The 19,802-nt window shown below is 56.3% G+C and carries 15 protein-coding genes and 1 tRNA gene; 8 read left to right on the plus strand and 8 right to left on the minus strand.

What is annotated here, in order from left to right; all coding sequences use genetic code 11:
• Window positions 1-37: 37 nt before the first annotated feature.
• A complete protein-coding gene (locus tag H7846_RS04715; protein WP_186695362.1) occupies window positions 38-706 on the minus strand; it encodes a PEP-CTERM sorting domain-containing protein in 669 nt (222 codons plus the stop codon).
• Window positions 707-1,021: 315 nt separating this feature from the next.
• Between H7846_RS04715 and H7846_RS04720 the strand changes: the two genes are divergently transcribed.
• Window positions 1,022-1,738, plus strand: coding sequence for a lysophospholipid acyltransferase family protein (locus H7846_RS04720; protein ID WP_186695363.1), 717 nt, complete (start codon window positions 1,022-1,024; stop codon window positions 1,736-1,738).
• A 110-nt stretch (window positions 1,739-1,848) separates the two neighbouring features.
• Here H7846_RS04720 and H7846_RS04725 read toward each other — a convergent pair whose 3' ends face one another.
• Window positions 1,849-2,550, minus strand: a complete 702-nt coding sequence (locus tag H7846_RS04725) for an SPOR domain-containing protein (protein WP_186695364.1) — start codon at window positions 2,548-2,550, stop codon at window positions 1,849-1,851.
• Between the two features lie 42 nt (window positions 2,551-2,592).
• The gene (locus tag H7846_RS04730) at window positions 2,593-3,420 is read right to left on the minus strand and encodes a slipin family protein (protein WP_186695365.1); all 828 of its coding nucleotides are present in this window, start codon (window positions 3,418-3,420) and stop codon (window positions 2,593-2,595) included.
• A 282-nt stretch (window positions 3,421-3,702) separates the two neighbouring features.
• Between H7846_RS04730 and H7846_RS04735 the strand changes: the two genes are divergently transcribed.
• On the plus strand, window positions 3,703-5,379 hold the full coding sequence (locus tag H7846_RS04735; protein ID WP_255460844.1) for a uroporphyrinogen-III synthase: 1,677 nt from the start codon (window positions 3,703-3,705) through the stop codon (window positions 5,377-5,379).
• Between the two features lie 107 nt (window positions 5,380-5,486).
• A complete protein-coding gene (locus tag H7846_RS04740; RefSeq protein ID WP_255460845.1) occupies window positions 5,487-6,992 on the plus strand; it encodes a CehA/McbA family metallohydrolase in 1,506 nt (501 codons plus the stop codon).
• An 83-nt stretch (window positions 6,993-7,075) separates the two neighbouring features.
• Here H7846_RS04740 and H7846_RS04745 read toward each other — a convergent pair whose 3' ends face one another.
• Together H7846_RS04745 and H7846_RS04750 are read right to left on the minus strand one after the other, a co-directional pair.
• Window positions 7,076-8,188 carry a hypothetical protein gene (locus H7846_RS04745; RefSeq protein WP_186695366.1) on the minus strand — a complete coding sequence of 371 codons (1,113 nt, stop codon included), beginning with the start codon at window positions 8,186-8,188 and terminating at the stop codon, window positions 7,076-7,078.
• A gap of 620 nt (window positions 8,189-8,808) precedes the next feature.
• A tRNA-Pro gene (locus H7846_RS04750) sits at window positions 8,809-8,885 on the minus strand.
• A 353-nt stretch (window positions 8,886-9,238) separates the two neighbouring features.
• On the opposite strand from H7846_RS04750, the gene cysD reads away from it, so the two are divergent.
• From cysD to H7846_RS04765, 3 genes are read left to right on the plus strand one after another with little or no spacing between them, the layout of a single operon-like run.
• Complete coding sequence (gene cysD / locus H7846_RS04755; RefSeq protein ID WP_186695367.1) at window positions 9,239-10,180, plus strand: sulfate adenylyltransferase subunit CysD; 942 nt, start codon at window positions 9,239-9,241, stop codon at window positions 10,178-10,180.
• Window positions 10,180-11,820, plus strand: coding sequence for a sulfate adenylyltransferase subunit CysN (gene cysN / locus H7846_RS04760; RefSeq protein WP_186695368.1), 1,641 nt, complete (start codon window positions 10,180-10,182; stop codon window positions 11,818-11,820). Before cysD ends, cysN begins: the two co-directional genes overlap by 1 nt.
• Complete coding sequence (locus H7846_RS04765) at window positions 11,817-12,512, plus strand: phosphoadenylyl-sulfate reductase (protein ID WP_186695369.1); 696 nt, start codon at window positions 11,817-11,819, stop codon at window positions 12,510-12,512. The genes cysN and H7846_RS04765 overlap by 4 nt, the downstream gene beginning before the upstream one ends.
• 447 nt (window positions 12,513-12,959) lie before the next feature.
• Here the strand turns inward: H7846_RS04765 and H7846_RS04770 are convergent, their stop codons facing one another.
• A complete protein-coding gene (locus tag H7846_RS04770) occupies window positions 12,960-14,720 on the minus strand; it encodes a S53 family peptidase (RefSeq protein ID WP_186695370.1) in 1,761 nt (586 codons plus the stop codon).
• 171 nt (window positions 14,721-14,891) lie between these two features.
• Between H7846_RS04770 and H7846_RS04775 the strand changes: the two genes are divergently transcribed.
• Together H7846_RS04775 and fucP are read left to right on the plus strand one after the other, a co-directional pair.
• Entirely contained in the window at window positions 14,892-15,725 is an 834-nt protein-coding gene (locus tag H7846_RS04775) for an amidohydrolase family protein (protein WP_255460846.1), read from the plus strand.
• A gap of 89 nt (window positions 15,726-15,814) precedes the next feature.
• The gene (gene fucP, locus H7846_RS04780) at window positions 15,815-17,146 is read left to right on the plus strand and encodes an L-fucose:H+ symporter permease (protein WP_255460847.1); all 1,332 of its coding nucleotides are present in this window, start codon (window positions 15,815-15,817) and stop codon (window positions 17,144-17,146) included.
• A 309-nt stretch (window positions 17,147-17,455) separates the two neighbouring features.
• On the opposite strand, the gene H7846_RS04785 is transcribed toward fucP, so the two are convergent.
• Both H7846_RS04785 and H7846_RS04790 read right to left on the minus strand, forming a co-directional pair.
• On the minus strand, window positions 17,456-18,100 hold the full coding sequence (locus H7846_RS04785) for a PepSY-associated TM helix domain-containing protein (protein ID WP_186695372.1): 645 nt from the start codon (window positions 18,098-18,100) through the stop codon (window positions 17,456-17,458).
• A gap of 205 nt (window positions 18,101-18,305) precedes the next feature.
• A complete protein-coding gene (locus H7846_RS04790) occupies window positions 18,306-19,799 on the minus strand; it encodes a DUF2271 domain-containing protein (protein ID WP_186695373.1) in 1,494 nt (497 codons plus the stop codon).
• Window positions 19,800-19,802: the final 3 nt, after the last annotated feature.

Genomic DNA, 19,802 nt, shown 5'->3' on the forward strand with positions numbered 1-19,802 from the left:
CTCTCTGTAGAAATGCGGCACCCTATCCAGGTTTGGGTTAGAGAGAAAGTTTAAATCTGCGGAATAGCAGGCCAGCCGATCCAATCAGACCTGTCCCAAGAAGGAATAACGATCCGGGTTCGGGGACTGCTGATGAACCGTTACTTCCGACTGCGGATCCGTAGAAATCGAGTCCGGCAGAAAGTACGGTCTGTTGCAGATCAAACTGTAACGTGTTGAGTCCGGTGATAAAGAAGCTGGATGGAAGAGCGATTTCCGTCGGAGTCCGGCAGTTCGGAGGGCCGTCCGCGCAGTGAGCGTCGGATCCCAATGTCCCTGCAGATTCCAGGAGATGGCCGTTAAAGAAGATTGCTGCGGTGTCATCGGCCAGCACCCAGAGAGAGCCAGAATAGGTATTGCCAGCCAAGGCATTGAAGCTTGTGGCGTAGGAGTAGATGCCGGCGGGTGCAATATAGCTCCCGTCGGGTCCTGAGCCGGGGTTATTGGAGACCCAGACTGAGTTGGGGCCTGCAGGCGCCCAAGCTGAGCCAGGATTAAGCGCATAGGTTGTGGAAGGTGATCCGAGGAAGGCTACTGCAGTGTTATCGTTGCCGAGGTTTGGGCCACCGGTCTGGTAGCTGCCGATCTGGATACTTTCAGCGGGAGCGAGGACGGTGAACAGCGCAAACATCGCCCCCAAAAGGGAGACTTGCGATGAGCGTCTCATAATCCTTACCTTTCAAATTGTCGGCAGGGACGAAAAAGAAGGCCTGAAAGATAGCCTCGTACGAGGGTCTGTGGGGACAGGGAATCCCGGATATATTTTCTTCTACAGAGTCTCTCGTGAAGACAAAAAGCAACTCAGCCGCCATTCTCAGCGCAGACTGAAAGGGAATGACTTAACTGACGGGCACTTTTTCGGTGAGTGGATTTTTCTTCCTCCAAAAGGAAGTTTCTACCCAGATAATGCAGTGGACGAATCAAGAACGAGTCCGTAAGGCGACATCTGTCGAACCATGCTTGCGATATGCTGCAAAGTGGCATGTTTTCTACGTTAAAGCTTTTGTTTGTCTATCTAACTCTTGGGGTTCCAGCTGGAATTCTGGGAATTCCTTATTCGCTGCTGGTGGGTAGCGTCGACCGGCTGTATCCCATTGCGATGTGGATTGCGAATGCCGGAGTAAGGGCGGCAGGGATTCAGATCGAGATCACCGGTCAGGAGAATATACCGGCCGGGCGGCCGTGCATCTTTATGTGCAACCACGTCTCAAACCTCGACCCGCCGGTGGTGCTTCCGGTGCTGCCGGGTCGCAGCTCGGTGCTGTTAAAGAAGGAGTTGATGAGTATCCCGATCCTGGGGCGAGCGATGCGGATGGGGCAGTTTGTTCCGGTGGAACGCGGAGGAAAGCGCGATGCGGCGCAGGCCAGCGTGGCTGCCGCTGGAAAGGCCTTGGAGAACGGGCTTCATATTCTGGTATTCCCAGAGGGAACTCGTTCGAAGAATGGGCGACTCTCCACGTTCAAGAAGGGCCCGTTCTTCCTGGCGATGGAGACCCAGGCTCCAGTGGTGCCGATTGCGATTTCCGGTACGGAGACGATGATGCAAAAGGGAAGCGCTGCGATTAAACCAGGAGTGGCGCGGGTGCAGTTTTTGCCGGTGATTGAGCCGAAGGATTTTGAGACGCGCGAGGATTTGCTGCGTGCGGTTCGTGCGGAGATTGCGGAGGCTCTTCCGGGAGAGATGAAGCCGGTGGAGTGAATCCCACCTTAGCTTCGAATCGTATTTTTCGATCTCGAAGTGGTTGCTTGAGCGAAAGTCAAATGCAGGAATCCTTCGCTACGCTCAGAATGACGAGCCTAGAACGGGTGTTATTTAACGATGGCGTTATAGCCATCGCCAGCGAGGCGCTGACGCATAGCGTCGGCATCTTTGCGAGTGGGGAAGGGGCCGAGTTGGATGTGGAAGAGCTTGTCCTGCGGCTCGCGGCGGACGGCTACAGCATAGCCTTTGCGTTTGAGGGCGCTAACAAGCATGTCTGCGTCTTCCTGGTGGGAGACCGCAGCGATCTGAACGAGAGCTGGCGGGCCAGCGGCAGCGACGGGATGTGGCGCGGGAGTCGTCTTCGGGCTGACGGCTGGAGCGGCCGGTGGAGGCGCCGGCGTCGATTTGGCGACTACGCGCTGAAGATGCGGCTGCGGCTTGGTTGGCGCAGGAGTTTCTTCAACAGGAGCTGAAACGGGAGCGGAAGAAGCCACCTGAGAGGAATCGGAGTTATCGGATGCAGCAGCGGCTGCTGCATCTGCTGGCGTGAGATTCTGATTGGACAGGCTGGGAGAGGGTTTGGAGTTCCCAGTTGCTTTGAGCTGAGTGTCATCGCCGCTGGCATTTGCCGCGGCGATAGAAGCGGTAGCTGAGCGGTGGCCCATGCTGTAGCCGAAGCCGAAGAAGACGGCGCAGATGATGGCGAGCAGAAAGAAGATTCCCAGCACAGTCGAGGGGCTGAGAGAGATCTCACGTTCGCTGGAGGTGTCAATGTCGTCGTCTTCGATATAGCGGGTTTTCACGGTCACGGTCCTTCCATCTTGCAGGCCAGGAGCCGTCGTGAGAGCCCCTTACTCGATGGGACGGGCTGATGAAGAGCCTTGATCCGGTAAAGTGCCGGTTCCAGGCTGCCTGGCGGCGTCCATCGCCTGCACTGTTTTATTCAACAGGGTCATCAGCTCCATGGGAAGCGGAAAAACGATGGTCGTATTCTTCTCGACACCTATCTCGGTAAGGGTCTGAAGATAGCGAAGTTGCAGAGTCATGGGCTGTGTGGCGAGGAGGGAAGCGGCGTCGACTAGCTTCTGGGCTGCGTTGAATTCACCTTCGGCATGGATGATCTTGGAGCGTCGTTCGCGCTCGGCTTCGGCCTGCTTGGCCATAGCGCGGAGCATGGTCTCGGGCAGATCAACCTGTTTGACTTCGACGGAGACGACTTTGACGCCGAAGGGAGCAGTGTGTCCGTCGATGATGGTCTGGATGCGGGAATTGAGCTGATCCCTGTGGGCGAGCAGCTGGTCGAGCTCGACCTCGCCGAGGACGGAACGAAGCGTGGTCTGGGCGAACTGGCTGGTCTGGTAGATGTAGTTGGCAACTTCGATGACGGCCTTGGTGGGATCGATGACGCGAAGGGTGATGACGGCGTTGACCTTGAGGGTGACGTTGTCGCGGGTGATGATGTCCTGCGGTGGGACTTCCATCGCTTCCTGACGGAGGGAGACCCGGACGATCTGATCGAGCGGACGGAAGACGAGGATGACGCCAGGGCCTTTAGCCTGTTCGCTGACGCGGCCGAGGCGGAAGACGACGGCACGTTCGTACTCGCGGAGGATCTTGATTGAGCTGATGAGATAGAGGACAACGATAAGGATGAGAAAAAGATACGGAGTTTCGATCACGATAAAGCCCTCGTTTGAACCGTCGGATGAGATTGTACGCGGTTTTGGGAAGATGCACTCTTATCGATGCATCCGGCCATCTGCCCGGTAAAGCAAGATGTAGTTTTGATGCAAAGGAGACGCAATACCAAGGGTTCGATGTTAGAGAGCGACAGTGGCAACGATCTTGGGACTGGCTGATTTGGAGCCACTCTGTAAAATGGTGAACAAAAGACCCGCGCTCAAGCTGAAAATATCTTTTCATAATGCAACCTGCCGCATCTTGTGGCCCTTTGGGAGTTCATGATGGCACCTGCAAGCTTTGATGGATTGAGGGTCCTCTCGCTCGAGGCACGACGATCGAACGAGATGACGAAGCTGATTCGGACCTACGGGGGAGAACCCTTTGTCGTGCCTGCGATGCGTGAGATTCCGTTGGAGTCGAACCGGCTGGCAGTGGATTTTATTGAAAAGCTGATCGGCGGACATTTTGACCTGGTGATCTTTCTGACCGGTGTGGGGGTACGGGCGCTGGTGAGCATTGCGGAATCGAAGGGGCGCAGCCGGGAGTTTCTGGAAGCCCTCAGAAAAGTTCCGGTCGCGGCGCGCGGGTCGAAACCAGTCTCGGCGTTGAAGGAGCTTGAGGTTCCTGTTGCGGCGGTGGCTCCGGAGCCAAATACGTGGCGCGAGGTGGTCTCCTCAGTCGAAGCCAAGTTTGGGGAATCGCTGTCGGGATTTCGCGTGGCGGTGCAGGAGTACGGCACATCGAACCCGGAGCTGCTGGAGGCGCTTGCGGCAAAGGCGGGGGAGGTCACGAAGGTTCCGGTCTACCAGTGGGCTTTGCCGGAGGACCTGCAACCGTTGCGCGAGGCCATTCTAAGCATCGTCAGCGGCGGCGTGGATGTGGTTCTGTTCACGACGGGAGTCCAGGTGGTCCACCTGTTTCAGGTGGCCGAGCAGATGGAGTCGGCCGATGACCTGCGAGCGGGATTGCGATCGGTAGCGGTGGCTTCGGTTGGTCCTTCGACGACCGAGGAGCTGGTGCAGCACGGCATTTCTCCCGATTTTGAGCCTACGCATCCGAAGATGGGCTTCCTGGTCAATGAGGCAGCGCAGCAGGCGGGACGCCTAGTAGAAGAGAAGAAAAGCAGACGAATGCGTAGCCTGAGCGCGCGCCAGAGCGGGCTGCGGGTTGCGGTGCCGCGGTCGGCGGATGCGGTGGCTGCTGGAACAGAGAAGTCGTCGGAAAATGCGGCAGCGATGGCTCCCATCGACTTTCTGCATGAGATTACGAGCCGGATTGCGAGTTCAGACTCCTTTCATAAGGTGCTGGGGCGGATTGTTGATTTTGTCACGACGGTGATTCCCTGCGACTCGTGTTTTATCTACGTGCTTGAGGAGGATAAGCTGCTGCTGCGCGCTTCGAAGAATCCGCACGCGGATGTGGTGGATCAATTAGGAATCCGGCTGGGGCAGGGAATTACGGGGTGGGTGGCGGAGCATCGTGAACCCGTTGCGATCGCTTCAAACGCATCGGAAGACCCTCGGTTCAAGCTCTTCAAGAACCTGCCGGAGGATCGTTTTGAGGCGATTCTGTCGACTCCGATCCTGTGCGCGAGCAAGGTGGTGGGGGTGATCAATTTGCAGCATCGTCTGTCGTATCAGCACACGACGAACGAAGTACGGCTGCTCTCGACGATTGGCTATCTCGTCGGCGCGGAGGTGGAACGTGCGCGCCTGGAAAACGAGAACGCGCAGCTTGCAGGAAGACTGGAGGCGCGCAAGGCCGTGGAGCGGGCCAAGGGGATTCTGCAGCGTGATATGCGGGTGGGCGAGGAAGAAGCCTATCGCATGATGCAGCGCGAGAGCCGCCAGCGCCGGAAGTCGATGCTGGAGATCGCCGAGGCGATTCTGTTGGGCGAGGAGATTCGCAAAGGCCAGATGGTGGCGGAGCAGAAGACGGCATCGAGCCAGGAATAAGGGTGTGTCGCGATTGAACCGCGATGCTCGATCATTTCGTTGTTTCTCTTCAGTTGTATTTAATGGCTCTGCATTCGTTTGTTTCAGGTATCGAAATGGAGGTCAGCGTGAAGCATTGCTTTTTGCGTGGTGTTGGGGTGTATCTGTTTGCGTTTACCGCCGTCTTTGGTGTGAGTGGGCTGAGGGCGCAGGAGCAACGGAAGCCTGACCTGGTTCTGAAGGGGACGATTACAGAGGCGAATCGCGAAACCTACGTTGAGGTTCCATTTACGGTACCTGCAGGTGTCGTTCGGGTGAGTGTGGACTTCCACTACACCGGGCATGAGAAGAAGGCGACGATCGATCTGGGCTTGTTGGATAACGAGAGGTTCCGCGGGTGGAGTGGAGGCAACAAGAGCGCCTTTACGGTATCGGAGACGGATGCTACCCCTTCATATTTGCCTGGGCCGATTCGACCGGGAGTGTGGAAGCTGCTGCTGGGAGTCCCCAGCATGCCGACTGGCGTGCGATCGGAGTATGTCGCAAAGGTGTACTTCGGACGTGAGGGTGAGCCGGTAACGGGGTCAACCTTTGGCGCGGAGGCTGTTCCCGGGCCGGTGCGCGAAGGCCCAGGGTGGTTTCGCGGTGACCTGCACATGCACGACGCGCACAGCGATGGAAGCTGCACCAGCCAGATGGGGAAGAAGGTTCCGTGTCCGCTGTACAAGACGGTGGAGGCTGCTTCGGCGCGCGGATTGGACTTCATTGCAATTACGGACCACAACACGATGTCGCACTTCGATGCGATGCGCGAGCTGGCACCGTATTTCGACAAGATGCTGCTGATTCCCGGCCGCGAGATTACGACTTTTCAGGGGCACGCGAATGTCTTCGGAACAACGGAGTTTATCGACTTTCGTTTGACGAGCAAATATGTTCCGACCTTCAATGATCTTTTGAACGAAGTTGAGAAGAAGCATGCACTGATCTCGATCAATCACCCCGGATTGCCGACCGGCGCGGAGTGTATGGGGTGCGGATGGTCGGTGAAAAATACAGACTTCAGCCGCGTGCATGTGATCGAGGCGATCAATGGAGACAATGCCGACAATGCGGTGTCAGGGGTGCCGTTCTGGCAGAAAAGGCTGAATGATGGACTTCGTGTGACGGCGGTAGGGGGGAGTGATAACCATGATGCGACGCTGGAGCCGAATCATAACGCTGCGATAGGGAAGCCGACAACAGTGGTGTATGCGGCGAATCTGTCGGAGCGGGCGATTCTGGATGGGATTCGCGCGGGGCATGCGTTTGTGGATACGCTAGGCTCGCACGATCGGGCGATTGAGTTTACAGCATCAGTAGGCGGACAGAAGGCGATGATGGGGGATGTCGTGAAGGCTCTCCCAGGCGAGAAGGTTCACTTCGTCCTGACACTGAAGAATCTCGCGGGCGCAAAGGCAGAGGTGGTGCGGGATGGTGTCGTTGAGGCGCTTGGAGGAGAGATTAAGGAGCCTATCGAAGTGCGAGAGTTCGATCAAGTCTCCGATGACCAACGGCACTGGGTTCGGGTGAATGTGCGCGGAGCGAATGGAAGGCTTCTGATCCTGGGGAATCCGGTGTACCTGAATTTTTGAAAGAAGCTGGAGGGGCTTTGTGATGAGAAAGAAATACGGGGATTCTTCGCTGCGCTCAGAATGACGGTCCGTTTTGAATTGGTTTAGAAACCTTTGCCGCGGAAGAGATAAATCAACTCGATGACGAGGATGATCACGACGGCGGATTCAAGAAAGAATGCGCGACTCTGATTGAACTGGTCGACCATGAAGCGGTAGAGGTCTTCAGCGGTATCGATCTTCTGATGGACGAGATCCTTGTAGTCGAGAACACCGACTTTGGAGGCAGCGAGACGGTAGAGTCGCGCTGCGAACATGTCGCTGAGGAACTTGATTGCGTTGTCGGCGTGCTCGGTAAGTTCCATGACCTCAAGCAAGACGGTATGAAGACGATTGGCAGAACCGGCGTGGCGAAAACGAGTGAAGAAGCCCTGGCGCTGTTCGAAGGAGTCGTAGACGTCGTCGAGGACGCGGGTGAGGAGATCGTCATAGTGGCGGAACTCTAGAAGCTGCGAGTTGGCGTATTCGAGCAACTGGATCGCGGCTTCGGCTCCGCTGGGAGTGTCGTAGAGGAAGGCAGCATTCCATCCGATGATGGCGAGATCGGTAGGGTAATAAGAGATGCTGGATTGGAGGACCTCTTTGCGTTCGTCGGCAGAGAGCGGGAGAGTGTCGCCACGGACAACCTGTGCAATGCTGTCTCCATAGGTGGCTATAAGTTCGGTCGCTGTTGGAGAACCGGTGATGTGGCGGACATGGACGATGAGGTAGTCCTCAGAGAGCCACTCGTTGTAAGGCTTGATTAGTGCTGGCGCGGCGATTTGAAGCCGTTGACGTACGATGCGCGAGGCGTGGGCAGCGAAATCAATCTCCCAAGCCCAGCGGCTGGTGAGAGAAATGAGGGTCTCCCAGGTGCCTGAGAAGGGGAGCTGGAAGATTACACTGAGCACGCCGTAGTCGTAGTACTTGATCTCGCCGAGGAGACGCTCGCCCGTGTCAAGGATAAGAGGCTCCGTGGGCTCTACTACGGGTGGCCGCTTGTAGCGGACGTAACCTGGCGCAGGATGCTTGAGCGCAGGCTGCTGCACCGTGGGAGCACGGAGGAGATTGCGGAGCCGGTCGAGGCGAATCTCTTCGCTGACGTCGAACTGGAGCAGAACGTGAACGGAGCCGGAGAGGGTGAAGGACTCAGTCGCGGGTTGGAGCGTCTCCGGCATCCTTGAAGGATAGTACCGCTTCTATGTGGATGATTAGGGGATAACTATTCGATGTCGCTTACTACTTTTCAATCGAAATGGTCGGCCCTGGCATCTGCCGGCCAGCAAAGAAGGTCAAGGTGCGGTCGAACTTGATTAGGGATGTCTTTAGTGGGGAGACGATGGGACATTCGATGGCACTTAGCTAAAAACACCTGATCTAAGTATCGTCACTTGCAGTGACCGCCGATGGCACGTTTACCCAATCCAAAAGCTCTTCGGTGTCAAACGGCTTCTGAAGAAATGCTCTTGTATATTCCCAGTGCCAGTCCAATTCCGGCGAAGATCTTGTTAGATCACCGCCAGCTTCTCGGCGGGAATCTTTATCGCCAGTTCCTTGTCGATGTTTAAGCTCGCCATCGATGGCCTTGCCAACGCCGAGAGCACCGACAGGCACTCGATGCTCAGAGAGTGTTAGAACTCACGAATAAGGCCTATTTTCTGTATTTGTCACAGGATTCTGCAGAAAAAGCCAAACTGCTCAGAACGATGTGTTCGAACTTTTCTGTGGGCGCCTCAAGTGCAACACCCACATACAGATATCCCTTCGACATCATTTTCAAGAGGGTCAAATGGAAGAATGGTCGGGGCGATTGGATTCGAACCAACGACCCCCTGCTCCCGAAGCAGGTGCGCTACCAGGCTGCGCTACGCCCCGACTCTGTGCGGTAAGTGGCCGGAGAAGAATACGTTCCGCGATGTACAGAAAATCGGGCGAAGTTCGGGACCGCCTTGGATCTTCCTGCTGGAGCGCTGTTTCCGGCTGATTTAGTTTAGCAGACTTTCCGGCTCAGGTTGCAGGAGCCTCGGCAGGCTTCTATACTTAACAGAGATGGCGAACTTCGCTCAGCGTGCCTGTTGTTGTTGCCGGATGCTCCCGTGTCCGTGCGCGCGTTGTTGTCGATAACCGCGACCGCTATCTTTCCCCTCTACTTTTCCAGCTCTCTTGATTTTCAGCTCGGACACCCGGTGTGACATTTTGCCAGCGAGTCCGGAAGGTGACCCACCTATATGACCCAGACCGTTGCTCTTGAAGCCGATACCCTTCTCCAACCAGCCAGACTGAATCATCTGCAGGCTCTTGAAGCCGAAAGTATTGCCATTCTGCGCGAGGCGGTAGCGGAGTTTGCCCGGCCGGTGATGCTCTACTCCATCGGTAAGGATTCGAGCGTGATGCTGCGATTGGCGCAGAAGGCCTTCTATCCCGGAAAAATTCCGTTTCCTCTGCTGCATATCGATACCAGCTACAAGTTTCCCGAGATGATCTCTTTTCGTGATGACTATACGAAAGAGATTGGCGCGGAGCTGATCGTGCACAAGAATGAAGAGGCGCTTGCGGCGGGAGCGAATCCGTATACCCTTGGGACGCAGAACTGCTGCGGTCTGTTGAAGACTCGCAGCTTGCTGGATGGTCTGGCGGAAGGAAAGTTCGATGCTGCATTTGGCGGAGCTCGTCGCGATGAGGAAAAGAGCCGAGCCAAGGAGCGCGTCTACAGTTTTCGCGATGCTGCCGGTCAGTGGGACCCGAAGAACCAGCGCCCCGAGCTGTGGAGCCTGTATAACTCGCGGTTGAAGAAGGGAGAGAGTATCCGTGTCTTTCCGCTCTCCAATTGGACGGAGCTTGATATCTGGCTCTATCTCTATGCTGAGAAGATCCCGATCGTTCCCCTGTACTTTGCTACGGAGCGACCTGTGGTTATACGTGGTGGACAGATCACTCTCTATTACGACGGCATGAAGCTTCTGCCCGGCGAAGAGGTGCGTACCGAAAAAGTTCGTATGCGTTCCCTCGGCTGCCACCCTTGCACGGGAGCGATCCGAAGCGAGGCGGATACACTGCCAAAGATTATCGAAGAGCTGTTGACCTTCCGAAGAAGTGAACGCGAAAACCGCGCCATCGACCACGACGAAGAGGGATCGATGGAGGTCAAGAAGCGGGAGGGATACTTCTAATGAGCGCGATTGTGACGGGATTTGAAGATTTTCTGGAGGCACATCTCGGCCAGGAGATGTTGCGTTTTACTACCGCGGGAAGCGTGGATGATGGCAAGAGCACGCTGATCGGGCGCCTGCTGCACGATACGAAGAGCGTCTACGAGGATCAGCTTGCTGCGGTGAAGAAGAGCCGCGTGAACCGCGCTGCGAATGGTCATGTCGATCTTTCGTTGCTGACGGATGGTCTGAAGGCAGAGCGTGAGCAGGGCATTACGATTGATGTAGCTTACCGCTACTTTTCCACTTCGCGACGAAAGTTCATCATTGCCGATACTCCTGGCCACGAGCAGTACACGCGCAACATGGCGACGGGAGCCTCAACCGCTGATGTGGCTGTGGTGTTGATCGATGCCAACGCATTTCTGCGTGAGGGCAAGCTGCTGCCCCAGTCGCGCAGGCATACCTATATTGCGGCGCTGCTGGGAATCCCGCACGTCGTCGCCGCGGTGAACAAGATGGACCTGGTAGGCTACTCGGAAGAGAGCTTCCGGGCAATTCGCGCCGAGTTTGTGGAGTTTGCTTCGCGGTTAGGGCTGAAGAGCGTCACGGTTATTCCAGTCAGCGCGCTTGAGGGCGATAACGTCGTTACTCCAAGCCAAAAGATGTCGTGGTACGACGGGCCCACATTGCTGGAATTTCTGGAGACGGTGCCGCTGACGATTCATGATCATCACGGTCCCTTGCGGTTTCCCGTACAACTGGTGCAGCGGCCCCATGCGAACTTCCGTGGCTTTGCTGGTCAAGTCGCTCGCGGTGTATTGCGTGAAGGAGACCGTGTACTGGCGCTTCCTTCGCGGCGCGAGACGAAGGTACATCGCATTGTCACCTGGGATGGTGATCTGCAGATTGCCGCTTATCCACAGAGCGTGACGGTTGAGCTGGAAGACGAGATCGACCTGAGCCGGGGGGAGATGCTTGTCTCTGCCGAACGCGAGCAGGACTTGCCCACGAGCGCACGACGGCTGCGCGCCATGGTGGTGTGGATGCACGAGGAGCCATTGGTCGTTGGGCGTACCTACGTTGCGAAGCACACTACGCGAGTGGCACGGGCGAAGGTTACGGCGATTCGCTATCGTGTTGATGTGAACTCGCTGGAGCATGTTCAGACCGACCGATTGGCGATGAACGAGATCGCTGAGATCGAGTTTGAAACCAATCTTCCGCTCTTCTTCGATGCGTATACCGAGAGCAGGACGACGGGTTCGCTGATTTTGGTCGATGGTTTGACGAACGCGACCGTGGGCGCTGCGATGATCGTGGGCGCTGCGGAGAGCGCAGGCGAGGACGGTGAACAGGCAGCGCTGGTGCTGATACCGGGACGTGAAGATCTAGCGGATCGTGTACGCGATGCGCTGGAGGCTCGCGGGCAGCGCGCTGCAGTGATCGACGATGTATTGATTCCCGACGATGCTCTGGTGGCGGTTGTGCGTGCGTTGACTCTTGTTGGTGGGACCGCAATTACGGCGCGTGCCCTTTCGGTAGAAACGCAGGCGCAGCTTGTGCGTACGGTTGAGGCATTTGCCGACGGCAGGAAGGTTGTCGCGGGCAATACGTTGGAAGAAGACGAGGTTCTACGGCTTGCAGGAGCAAGGATATGAGCGTGATCGATTCGGCAGTGGACTATGAGGCTTTGACTGCAGAAGCGCTGGTGGACCAGGTGGTGCAGGCCGCTGCAAAGGGTTCAGTGTGCCTGACTTCAAGTTTTCAAACGGAGGACATGGTCGCTCTGCACATGCTACGCAAGCATCTTCCCGATGTTCCGGTGATCTTTCTGGAGACCGGATACCACTTCGCCGAGGTGATCGCGTATCGCGACCGCATGACAGCAGAGTGGGGTTTGAACCTGGTCAACGCTCTACCCACGACGACGGTGAAGGAGTTCGAAGGGCAGTTCGGAATTCTGAATATCGTGAATCCTACGGCGTGCTGCGCGGCGCGCAAGGTGGAGCCCTTGATGCGTTCGCTCGAGCCGTTTGACTGGTGGTTTACCGGGCTGCGGCGTGAGCAGTCTCCGACTCGAGCCAATCTCAAGAAGGTTGAGGACCACAAGCTGCCTACAGGAAGACACCTGAAGAAGATCAGCGTGTTGGCCGACTGGGATTGGGCGCGCGTAACTGAGTACGCTGAGCGCGAAGGGATTCCACAGCTGGAGCTTTATGCTCGCGGATACACCAGCATTGGGTGCGAGCCCTGCACTGCGATTCCAGCCGCAGGAGCGGATGCACGCAGTGGACGCTGGGGCGGCCAGAAGCTGGAGTGCGGCATCCACACCTTCTCAGAGAAGAGCTAGAAACCTAAATCTGAATTTGCGCCACAAATAAGAGGAGGCCCTCAAGGCCGAAGCTGAGAGCCCTCGCAATTGCACCCGTCATCCCCGCAATCGGATGGGTGTCAACCCCTCTGTCTCCTGACCCGGGAGCACAACTTGTTAAAGAGTCAAGCACATAGAGGCAAAATAAAATTGCTCCAAAAATGCAGATTCCTACAGTGAGTTTGTCTACAATTTTTATAGAGGGGAGAAATCCCGACTCGATCGCACCGCAACGAGGCGATCTCTTTTAGATTCTATATTTTGGCCCTTAAATCCTTTGTCCTCTATATTTTAGGGATCGATATCTGGATAAGTAACAGAAAAAGAACCATTTATGCAGTCGCTGGGAGGGGGCGCCCCCCTTCTTGACGGTGACACGCCAGAAGACCTGGCTCGAGCGAGGAAATTGTTCGAGCCAGGTCTTAGCTAGCGGTTGCTCTTTCCTCGTTTGAGGGTCAGCGTTGGCGGCTTCTTTTTGCCGGGCAGTTTCTTTCGAGCGACAGTCCGAGCCGATTTCTTCGCGGCTGTTTTCTTTCCTTTGCTCTTAGCAGGCTTCTTTTTCGTAGGCGCGGAGGTAGGTTTCACAACGGGGATAAGTTGAGGTGCGATAGGAGAACCCAGTCCAGTGCAGGCATCCCAACCGATAGTAGCCTGGAAGGCTCCGTTATTGCCCTGCGTGATGTCGTGGAAAGCAGCCTTCGCGGTGGCAGTGTAGATCGCCGGATTGATGAAGCCAGCGGAGGCCCCATTTTGTTGGTTGGCCAGCGCGATGAGACCGGCCCACAACGGAGCAACAGCGCTGGTGCCTCCGATCACAATGGTTTGTCCATCGACGCGGATCGTGTAGCCGGTGTTTGGGTCGGCGTTGCCCGCTACATCAGGAACCCCGCGACCTCCAGCAGAGGTTGTAGGCTTAGGGACGTTCGCGCCGGACTGCCATGAAGGCAGAGCGAAGGTGTTCGACACACCGCCGCCGGTCGCGCCACCTCCTTGATCGTTCCATACGGTTTCGGCGGTGATGGCTCCATTGGAGCTTTGCAGACTCGTTCCGCCGCAGGCGAGGACATGCGGGCTGGAGGCGGGGAAGTCAACGTGATTCTGAGTGTCAGTAATGCCGTCGGAGGAACCGTTGTCTCCCGCAGCGACGGTAATGGTGATGCCGAGAGCCGCCGCAGACTGGCAGACCGCGTCGAGTGCATTCATCGCCTGTGCGGTCCACCGGACCTCAGGTGCTCCCCAGGAGATGGATAGGATACTGGGTTTGTACTTCGTGTCGTGTACGGCGGCGCCGATAGCGTCGATAAAACCCTGGTCGGTATTGGGCGCAAAATAGACCACGATACGGGCTCCGGGAGCGACAGCGGCGGCGACTTCGATGTCCAACATCACCTCGCCGTCCGCGCCATTGGCGTTGCTCGGAGAGTTTTTGGCTCCGGAGACGGAAACCGCGATGACTTGCGGCGGCTTCTGACCGAGCGACTTGAAGTAGGCAGTGATGTCGGCCTGGCGGAAACCTCCCCCGAGTTCAAGCAGAGCAATAGTCTGGTTCGCAGCGGTGGAGTTCGATGGAAAGCCATAGAGCTGGCCCACCTGAACCGGAGTGTAAGAGATAGCGGAAGCATGAGGACGAGCGAAACCACCTGCCTGTGCGATGCGATTGGCGGCAGCACCTGTATCTCCTGCGAAACGGAAGTGAGGCTGAGCCTGGGGACGATTGTCGAGGCCGAGAATTGCGACGACAGGCCCAACGAGTTCCTGCGGGAGGTAGATTCCACCTTGGCGGACCCGGCAGATGTCATCGCCAATGGATTTGTGAACGAGGGTGACGCCGAAGGCTCGCTGGAGATTTGTAATCGTTCCGGTGAGCTTCATGGTGCGGCGACCGGGAGCGGGCGTCCCGGGCTGTATGGTCAGGCCATACTCCTTTGCAAAAGCGCGAACGAGTTTGACTGCGGCAGGATCTGCTGCGTGGCTGGCGCGAAACTGGGCGCGAGTGAGGCGCTGTTCTCCTGTGGTGTGTTCAGCCTGAAGCGGTACTTTGCGACGAACCATCACGGAGACGGTGATACGGTGTCTGCTGGAGATGGGATTTCCGAGATCACCAGGAGCGATAGGATTTTTTTCGCTGCCGGGAAGCAGGGTACGAGGCTGCGTGGAAAAATGAGAGACGGACTTTCGGGAAGCCATCAAATTCCTCCATCTTGCACTTCGAAACTATGGGCCGATTACACCGGAAGATTGTGAGCCTATGGTATGCCGGATGATACGCGATAGGAAGATATTCGCGTTGCCATGACAGGTTTTATCTTTCAATTATGGAAGATAAATTTTGAGTATGATTCATTGGAGGAGTCAAGCGTGACGCAAAGGATTGATGCGCATCACCATCTATGGCGGTACTCGGTGAAAGAGTATGGATGGATCGATGGAAGCATGGCTGCACTACAGCGAGACTTTTTGCCGGAAGACCTGATCGCTGCAATGCGCTCGGCAGGAGTCGACGGAACGATTGCGGTGCAGGCACGGCAGACTCTGGAGGAGACGCACTGGCTGCTGGAGCTGGCGGATCGGCATCAAGAGATTTGCGGAGTTGCCGGATGGGCTCCGATTGCGAGTCCTGAGTTTCGCGCGAGTCTTGAGGCGCTCGTCGGTCAACCAAAGCTAAAAGGTCTGCGGCATATCGTTCAGGCGGAGCCAGATGAGAATTTCATTCTGCGGGAGGATTTCAATCGCGGGATTCGCATTTTGCACGGAACCGGGCTGGTCTACGACATTCTGATCTATGAGCGGCATCTACCGCAGGCGATTGCGTTTGTGGATCGTCATCCGGATCAGGTATTTGTGCTGGACCACATCGCCAAGCCACGGATCGGTGAAGGCGCGCTGGAGCCATGGGCTACGCAGATACGGGAGTTGGCGAAACGGGAAAATGTTTTCTGCAAGATCTCTGGGATGGTGACGGAGGCGGACTGGAAGCGATGGACTCCTGAGGGGCTTCGGCCATATCTGGATACGGTGGTGGAAGCATTTGGTCCGAAGCGCCTGATGGTTGGGTCTGATTGGCCGGTGTGTCTAGTGGCCTGCGGATATGCGCAGTGGTTTCACCTACTGGAGCAGTATTTCACTGGATTCAGCGTACAGGAGCGCGATGCGGTCTTTGGCGATAATGCCAGGCGCGTGTATGGGATATAAGTACCTGGAATAAATCAGCCAGGAAACAGCGCGGACATGTAGGATTTTCCTCACGGCATTGAGATGGGATTTTCAGAAACGGAGAACGCATGCAGATTTCAGCACCGGTAACAGGCACAAAGACGAATACGGCAACGAGCGGAAAACATCCGGTGTTTCCGGTGGGAAACATGGTGCCCTTTGTGTTGGTTACAGTGTTGTTCTTCCTGTGGGGAATGTCGAATAACCTGACGGACATTCTGGTGCAGCAGTTCCGGAAATCGCTGGAGCTTTCGCAGTTCAGCGCACAGTTGGTGCAGACGGCAAACTTTCTTGGATATTTCTGCATGGCGATTCCAGCTGGCCTGGTGATGCGGCGGTGGGGATACAAGACCGGAATGGTGGCCGGCCTGGTGATCTTCGGTTCGGGAATGTTGTTGTTTCTGCCTGCCGCTGTGCGCGGGCAGTATGCGATGTTCCTTGTCGCGCTGTTTACGGTGGGTTGCGGCGCTTCGATTCTGGAGACGGCGGCGAATCCCTTCATCGCGCAGTTTGGCGATCCGGTGACTTCGGAACAGCGGTTGAATTTTTCACAAGCATTCAACCCTCCGGGGACGATTGCCGGCGTACTGATTGGTACATACTTCATCTTCTCGGGCGTAGAGCCCAATGCGGTGGAGATTGGACAGATGAAGGCGGCAGGAACGTATCAGGCCTATCTGCATGGCGAGATCATGCGTGTCGTGCCGACATATCTTGCGTTCGGAGTCGTTGTGCTTCTATGCGCATTGATCCTCTCCAGAACGAAGTTTCCGGTGATTCAATCGGAACATGAAGGAGCAGGAGAAGATCACGGGAGCTTTGCCGAACTACTTCAAAATCCCGCTATCTGGATTGCGGTGGCGGCGAATTTCTGCAACGTTGGTGCGCAGGTTTCGTCGTGGAGCAGCTTGATTCCCTATATGAAGCAGTACACGGTGGTGAGTGAACGAACGGCAGCGCACTATCTGACAGCGGTCCTGATTGCGATGATGATTGGAAGATTCGTATCAACTCCGCTGATGCGCTATATCCGGCCGAGTCTAATGCTGGGTGCGTATGGTGTCTGCAATGCGGTGATGATGCTGATCGCAGTATTACGGCCGGGAATGCTGGGCGCGTGGGCTGTGGTTGCGAGCGGCTTTTTCATCTCCATCATGTTTCCGACGATCTTTGCTCTTGGGTTGAAAGGATTGGGCAGAAATACCAAATTGGGCGGATCCCTTCTGGTGATGGCCATCGTTGGAGGAGCGGTCTTTCCGCCGATTGCTGGTTTGATCGCACGGCAGACGGGAAGTCTGGCCTTGGGATACCTCGTTTCGCTGGTTGGCTTTGCAGTCGTAGGGATCTATGGGTTCTATCAGTCAACTCAGAGGACGCTGCTGTCAGGACCAGCGTACTAGGGTCCCCCCCCCGATTTTGTGCAAAGTATTCGAACCATTGTAGTTAGGTCTGGACCTCCTTCTTTTGAGTGAAATGGAAATCCCCGGCGAGTAGGCCGGGGATTATCTGGTCTGTTTCTATTTTAGAGAATGACAGGGGGTGAATTTGCATCTCAGCAGTTGCGAGGTTAGTGGTTTTATTTTGTTGAGGATGCAAGATTTTTTGGGAGATCCAGGGCTTGACAGGTTCCGTTCCGGGGTTCGCAAAATGCAAATTTGGGGATTCCTCGACTACGCTTCGTTCCGATCGCACCTTTAGGAAGCGGGATCCTAAGGGACGAAGCGTAGATAGACGAGGTAGCAGAGGAGTGTCCCCACTGCGGCCAGGATCAGGCCGGAGGTTCGCCGTTTGTAGACGAAGAAGAGAAGCAGCAGTCCTGTCAGTGAGACCAGGGTGAGCAGAATGGCCGATAGGTCGATCAGCCAGATCCATGTCTTTCCAGCATCACGTCCTTTGTGCAGATCGTTGATAACCGCGACAAAGCCGTTCCGGACCTCAATGAGGTCATAGTGGCCGGTGCTGCGATCGATGGCGACATCTGCGGAGTAGCCGGGCGCTTTGAACGAGACGGAGAGCTGATCGTCGTCGATGCGGAAATCGGAGACGGTTCCGTGAAGTTTATTAGCGGAGCGAAGTCGCTCGACGATCTCGAGTTTTGCTGGTTCGGTCTTGCCGGAAGGTCGAACCCACTCTTGCGGCATCTGGCCGGTAGAGTGGATGGTCTTTTCCTGATTCGAGAACCAGTCGGCGTGGTTGAGAGTGAGGCCGGTAACGGCAAAGAACAGGACGATCGCAAACGACCCCATCGAGAGATAGATATGGAGCCATCGCGCGACGACCGCAGTTTTGCGTCGCAGGTGAACGCGAAGTCCGGGTGCAGGTTTGGAGGGCTGAGTTTGGATCGATGTAGGCATCGTTGGCTGAGATTGTTTAACCGCAGATCCTTCGGCTACGCGCGGTGCGCTTCGCTCAGGATGACACTATCTTGGACTACTGGAACTAGTCGTTCCTGGTTGAGGGTTGTGGTTGTACGAGCACTGCAAAATGCGGGGATTTCTCCGCTTCGTTGCCATGCAACTTCGGTCGAAATGACGCTTCTTGTGAGCAGCCTTACTCTCCTTAGTTGTGCTTACCGTAGTCAAGAGCGGCGCTCGCTATCTCCTTATTTCCGGAAAGTGTGAACAGGGCTGGAGTCTTGCCGTCCCAGTTGATCTCCTGACGCATCAGGCCGTGGGTCCCGTGTTCGCGTGAGGCTTCGATGAAGATGGTGTATTTGCCGGGTTTCACGGGTTTCCCTGCGTTATCTTTTCCATCCCAGCGGAGGGTGTATTTTCCGGGTGACCGAGTCGCAGAAGAGATGGTGGTGGAGAGGTCCGTTCCTTCGGCGAGGTTGCGAACCTGATCGGCGTGGTACCAGGACTTCAGCTCGGGGAGCCAACGGGGTTTCTGGAACCAGAGCGCCAGGGTACGCACAGGGAAGTGGTCGGCATCTTCAACCCATACGGCAACGTAGGGTCTGCGATAGCGCGGATCGTCGATGCGCGCGAGTTCAAAGTTGATGAGCAGATCGAGCGATGGCGCAGCTTTCTTCTGTGGAACGTAGGCGACCGTTTGAATCCGGGGGACTTCACGCGAGGACCAGTTGCGGCTAGTGATAGTACGGCCATCGCGAAGGATCAACAGATAATCGACGTCCGGCATCGAAGCGGCTAATTTGCGGCTCTGGCTGGGTGACATGACAGAGAAGGCTGTAGCCAGGGCTCCGGCAGTTGCGGGGTCACCTGCGATTACGGTTGAAGAAAGAACGGACTCTGCCGGTTCGGCAGTGCGCGGGTCGATGATGTGAGAGTAGTGAGTGCCATGAATATCGAAGCCGCGCCGGTAGTCACCGCTGGTCGCAATGGTGCGGTTCGAGAGTCGGACGAGATCGATAGGGGGATCGTTCTCCGCCGCGGCGCGAGGATCGGTGATGGCGACTCGTTCGGTAATGTTTCCGCGAAGGACAATGTCTCCGCCGATGTTGAGGAGGACTCCGGTGGCTCCAGCCGCAAGCGCTGCATTGGCGGCATGGTTCGCGATATAGCTCTTGGCGAAAGAGTTCAATGCGATAGGAGCATCATCGAGGTGAGTTGCCGTGTGATGAACCGGATCGAGCGACCAGTGAGGGCGCTGCATGGCGGCGACGGCTCTCTGGAGTTCAGCGTCGGTGGGCTCACGGTCTTCGACTGCGGCAAGTTTCCATGCGCGCACTGCTGTTTCCGCGGAGGCATCGAGAGCACCGCCGGTCTGCTGGCGCCAATGATCGAAGAGATCGAGTACCTCGTAGAGTTCGGGCGAGACGTGAACAGGAATGTTGTGGGTGCTGTTCCAGCGGGAGAACTCGCTGGTGGGAGACCAGGCGCTGAGGATGCGGTTCTCGCGATCAATCTCGTGGAGCACGGCCTCTTCTGCTTTTGCAGCCTGAGCTTTGCTGGAGGTGCGCAGCTTGAGCTCGAGCGAGGTTCCGAGGACGTTTTCATGATGCGAGATATAGAGAGAAGACTGCGACTGGGCAGAGGCGAGAGGAATCGCGAGCGAAAGCAGAAGGGCTGCAGAGATCTTAAAGGGATTCATAGG

The organism is Edaphobacter sp. 4G125, from assembly GCF_014274685.1.
GTDB lineage: Bacteria > Acidobacteriota > Terriglobia > Terriglobales > Acidobacteriaceae > Edaphobacter.

Coding starts and splice junctions, on each gene's coding strand:
- H7846_RS04715 (WP_186695362.1), bottom strand. CDS start 706: ATGAGACGCTCATCGCAAGTCTCCCTTTTGGGGGCGATGTTTGCGCTG.
- H7846_RS04720 (WP_186695363.1), top strand. CDS start 1,022: ATGTTTTCTACGTTAAAGCTTTTGTTTGTCTATCTAACTCTTGGGGTT.
- H7846_RS04735 (WP_255460844.1), top strand. CDS start 3,703: ATGATGGCACCTGCAAGCTTTGATGGATTGAGGGTCCTCTCGCTCGAG.
- H7846_RS04745 (WP_186695366.1), bottom strand. CDS start 8,188: ATGCCGGAGACGCTCCAACCCGCGACTGAGTCCTTCACCCTCTCCGGC.
- cysD (WP_186695367.1), top strand. CDS start 9,239: ATGACCCAGACCGTTGCTCTTGAAGCCGATACCCTTCTCCAACCAGCC.
- cysN (WP_186695368.1), top strand. CDS start 10,180: ATGAGCGCGATTGTGACGGGATTTGAAGATTTTCTGGAGGCACATCTC.
- H7846_RS04765 (WP_186695369.1), top strand. CDS start 11,817: ATGAGCGTGATCGATTCGGCAGTGGACTATGAGGCTTTGACTGCAGAA.
- H7846_RS04770 (WP_186695370.1), bottom strand. CDS start 14,720: ATGGCTTCCCGAAAGTCCGTCTCTCATTTTTCCACGCAGCCTCGTACC.
- fucP (WP_255460847.1), top strand. CDS start 15,815: ATGCAGATTTCAGCACCGGTAACAGGCACAAAGACGAATACGGCAACG.
- H7846_RS04785 (WP_186695372.1), bottom strand. CDS start 18,100: ATGCCTACATCGATCCAAACTCAGCCCTCCAAACCTGCACCCGGACTT.
- H7846_RS04790 (WP_186695373.1), bottom strand. CDS start 19,799: ATGAATCCCTTTAAGATCTCTGCAGCCCTTCTGCTTTCGCTCGCGATT.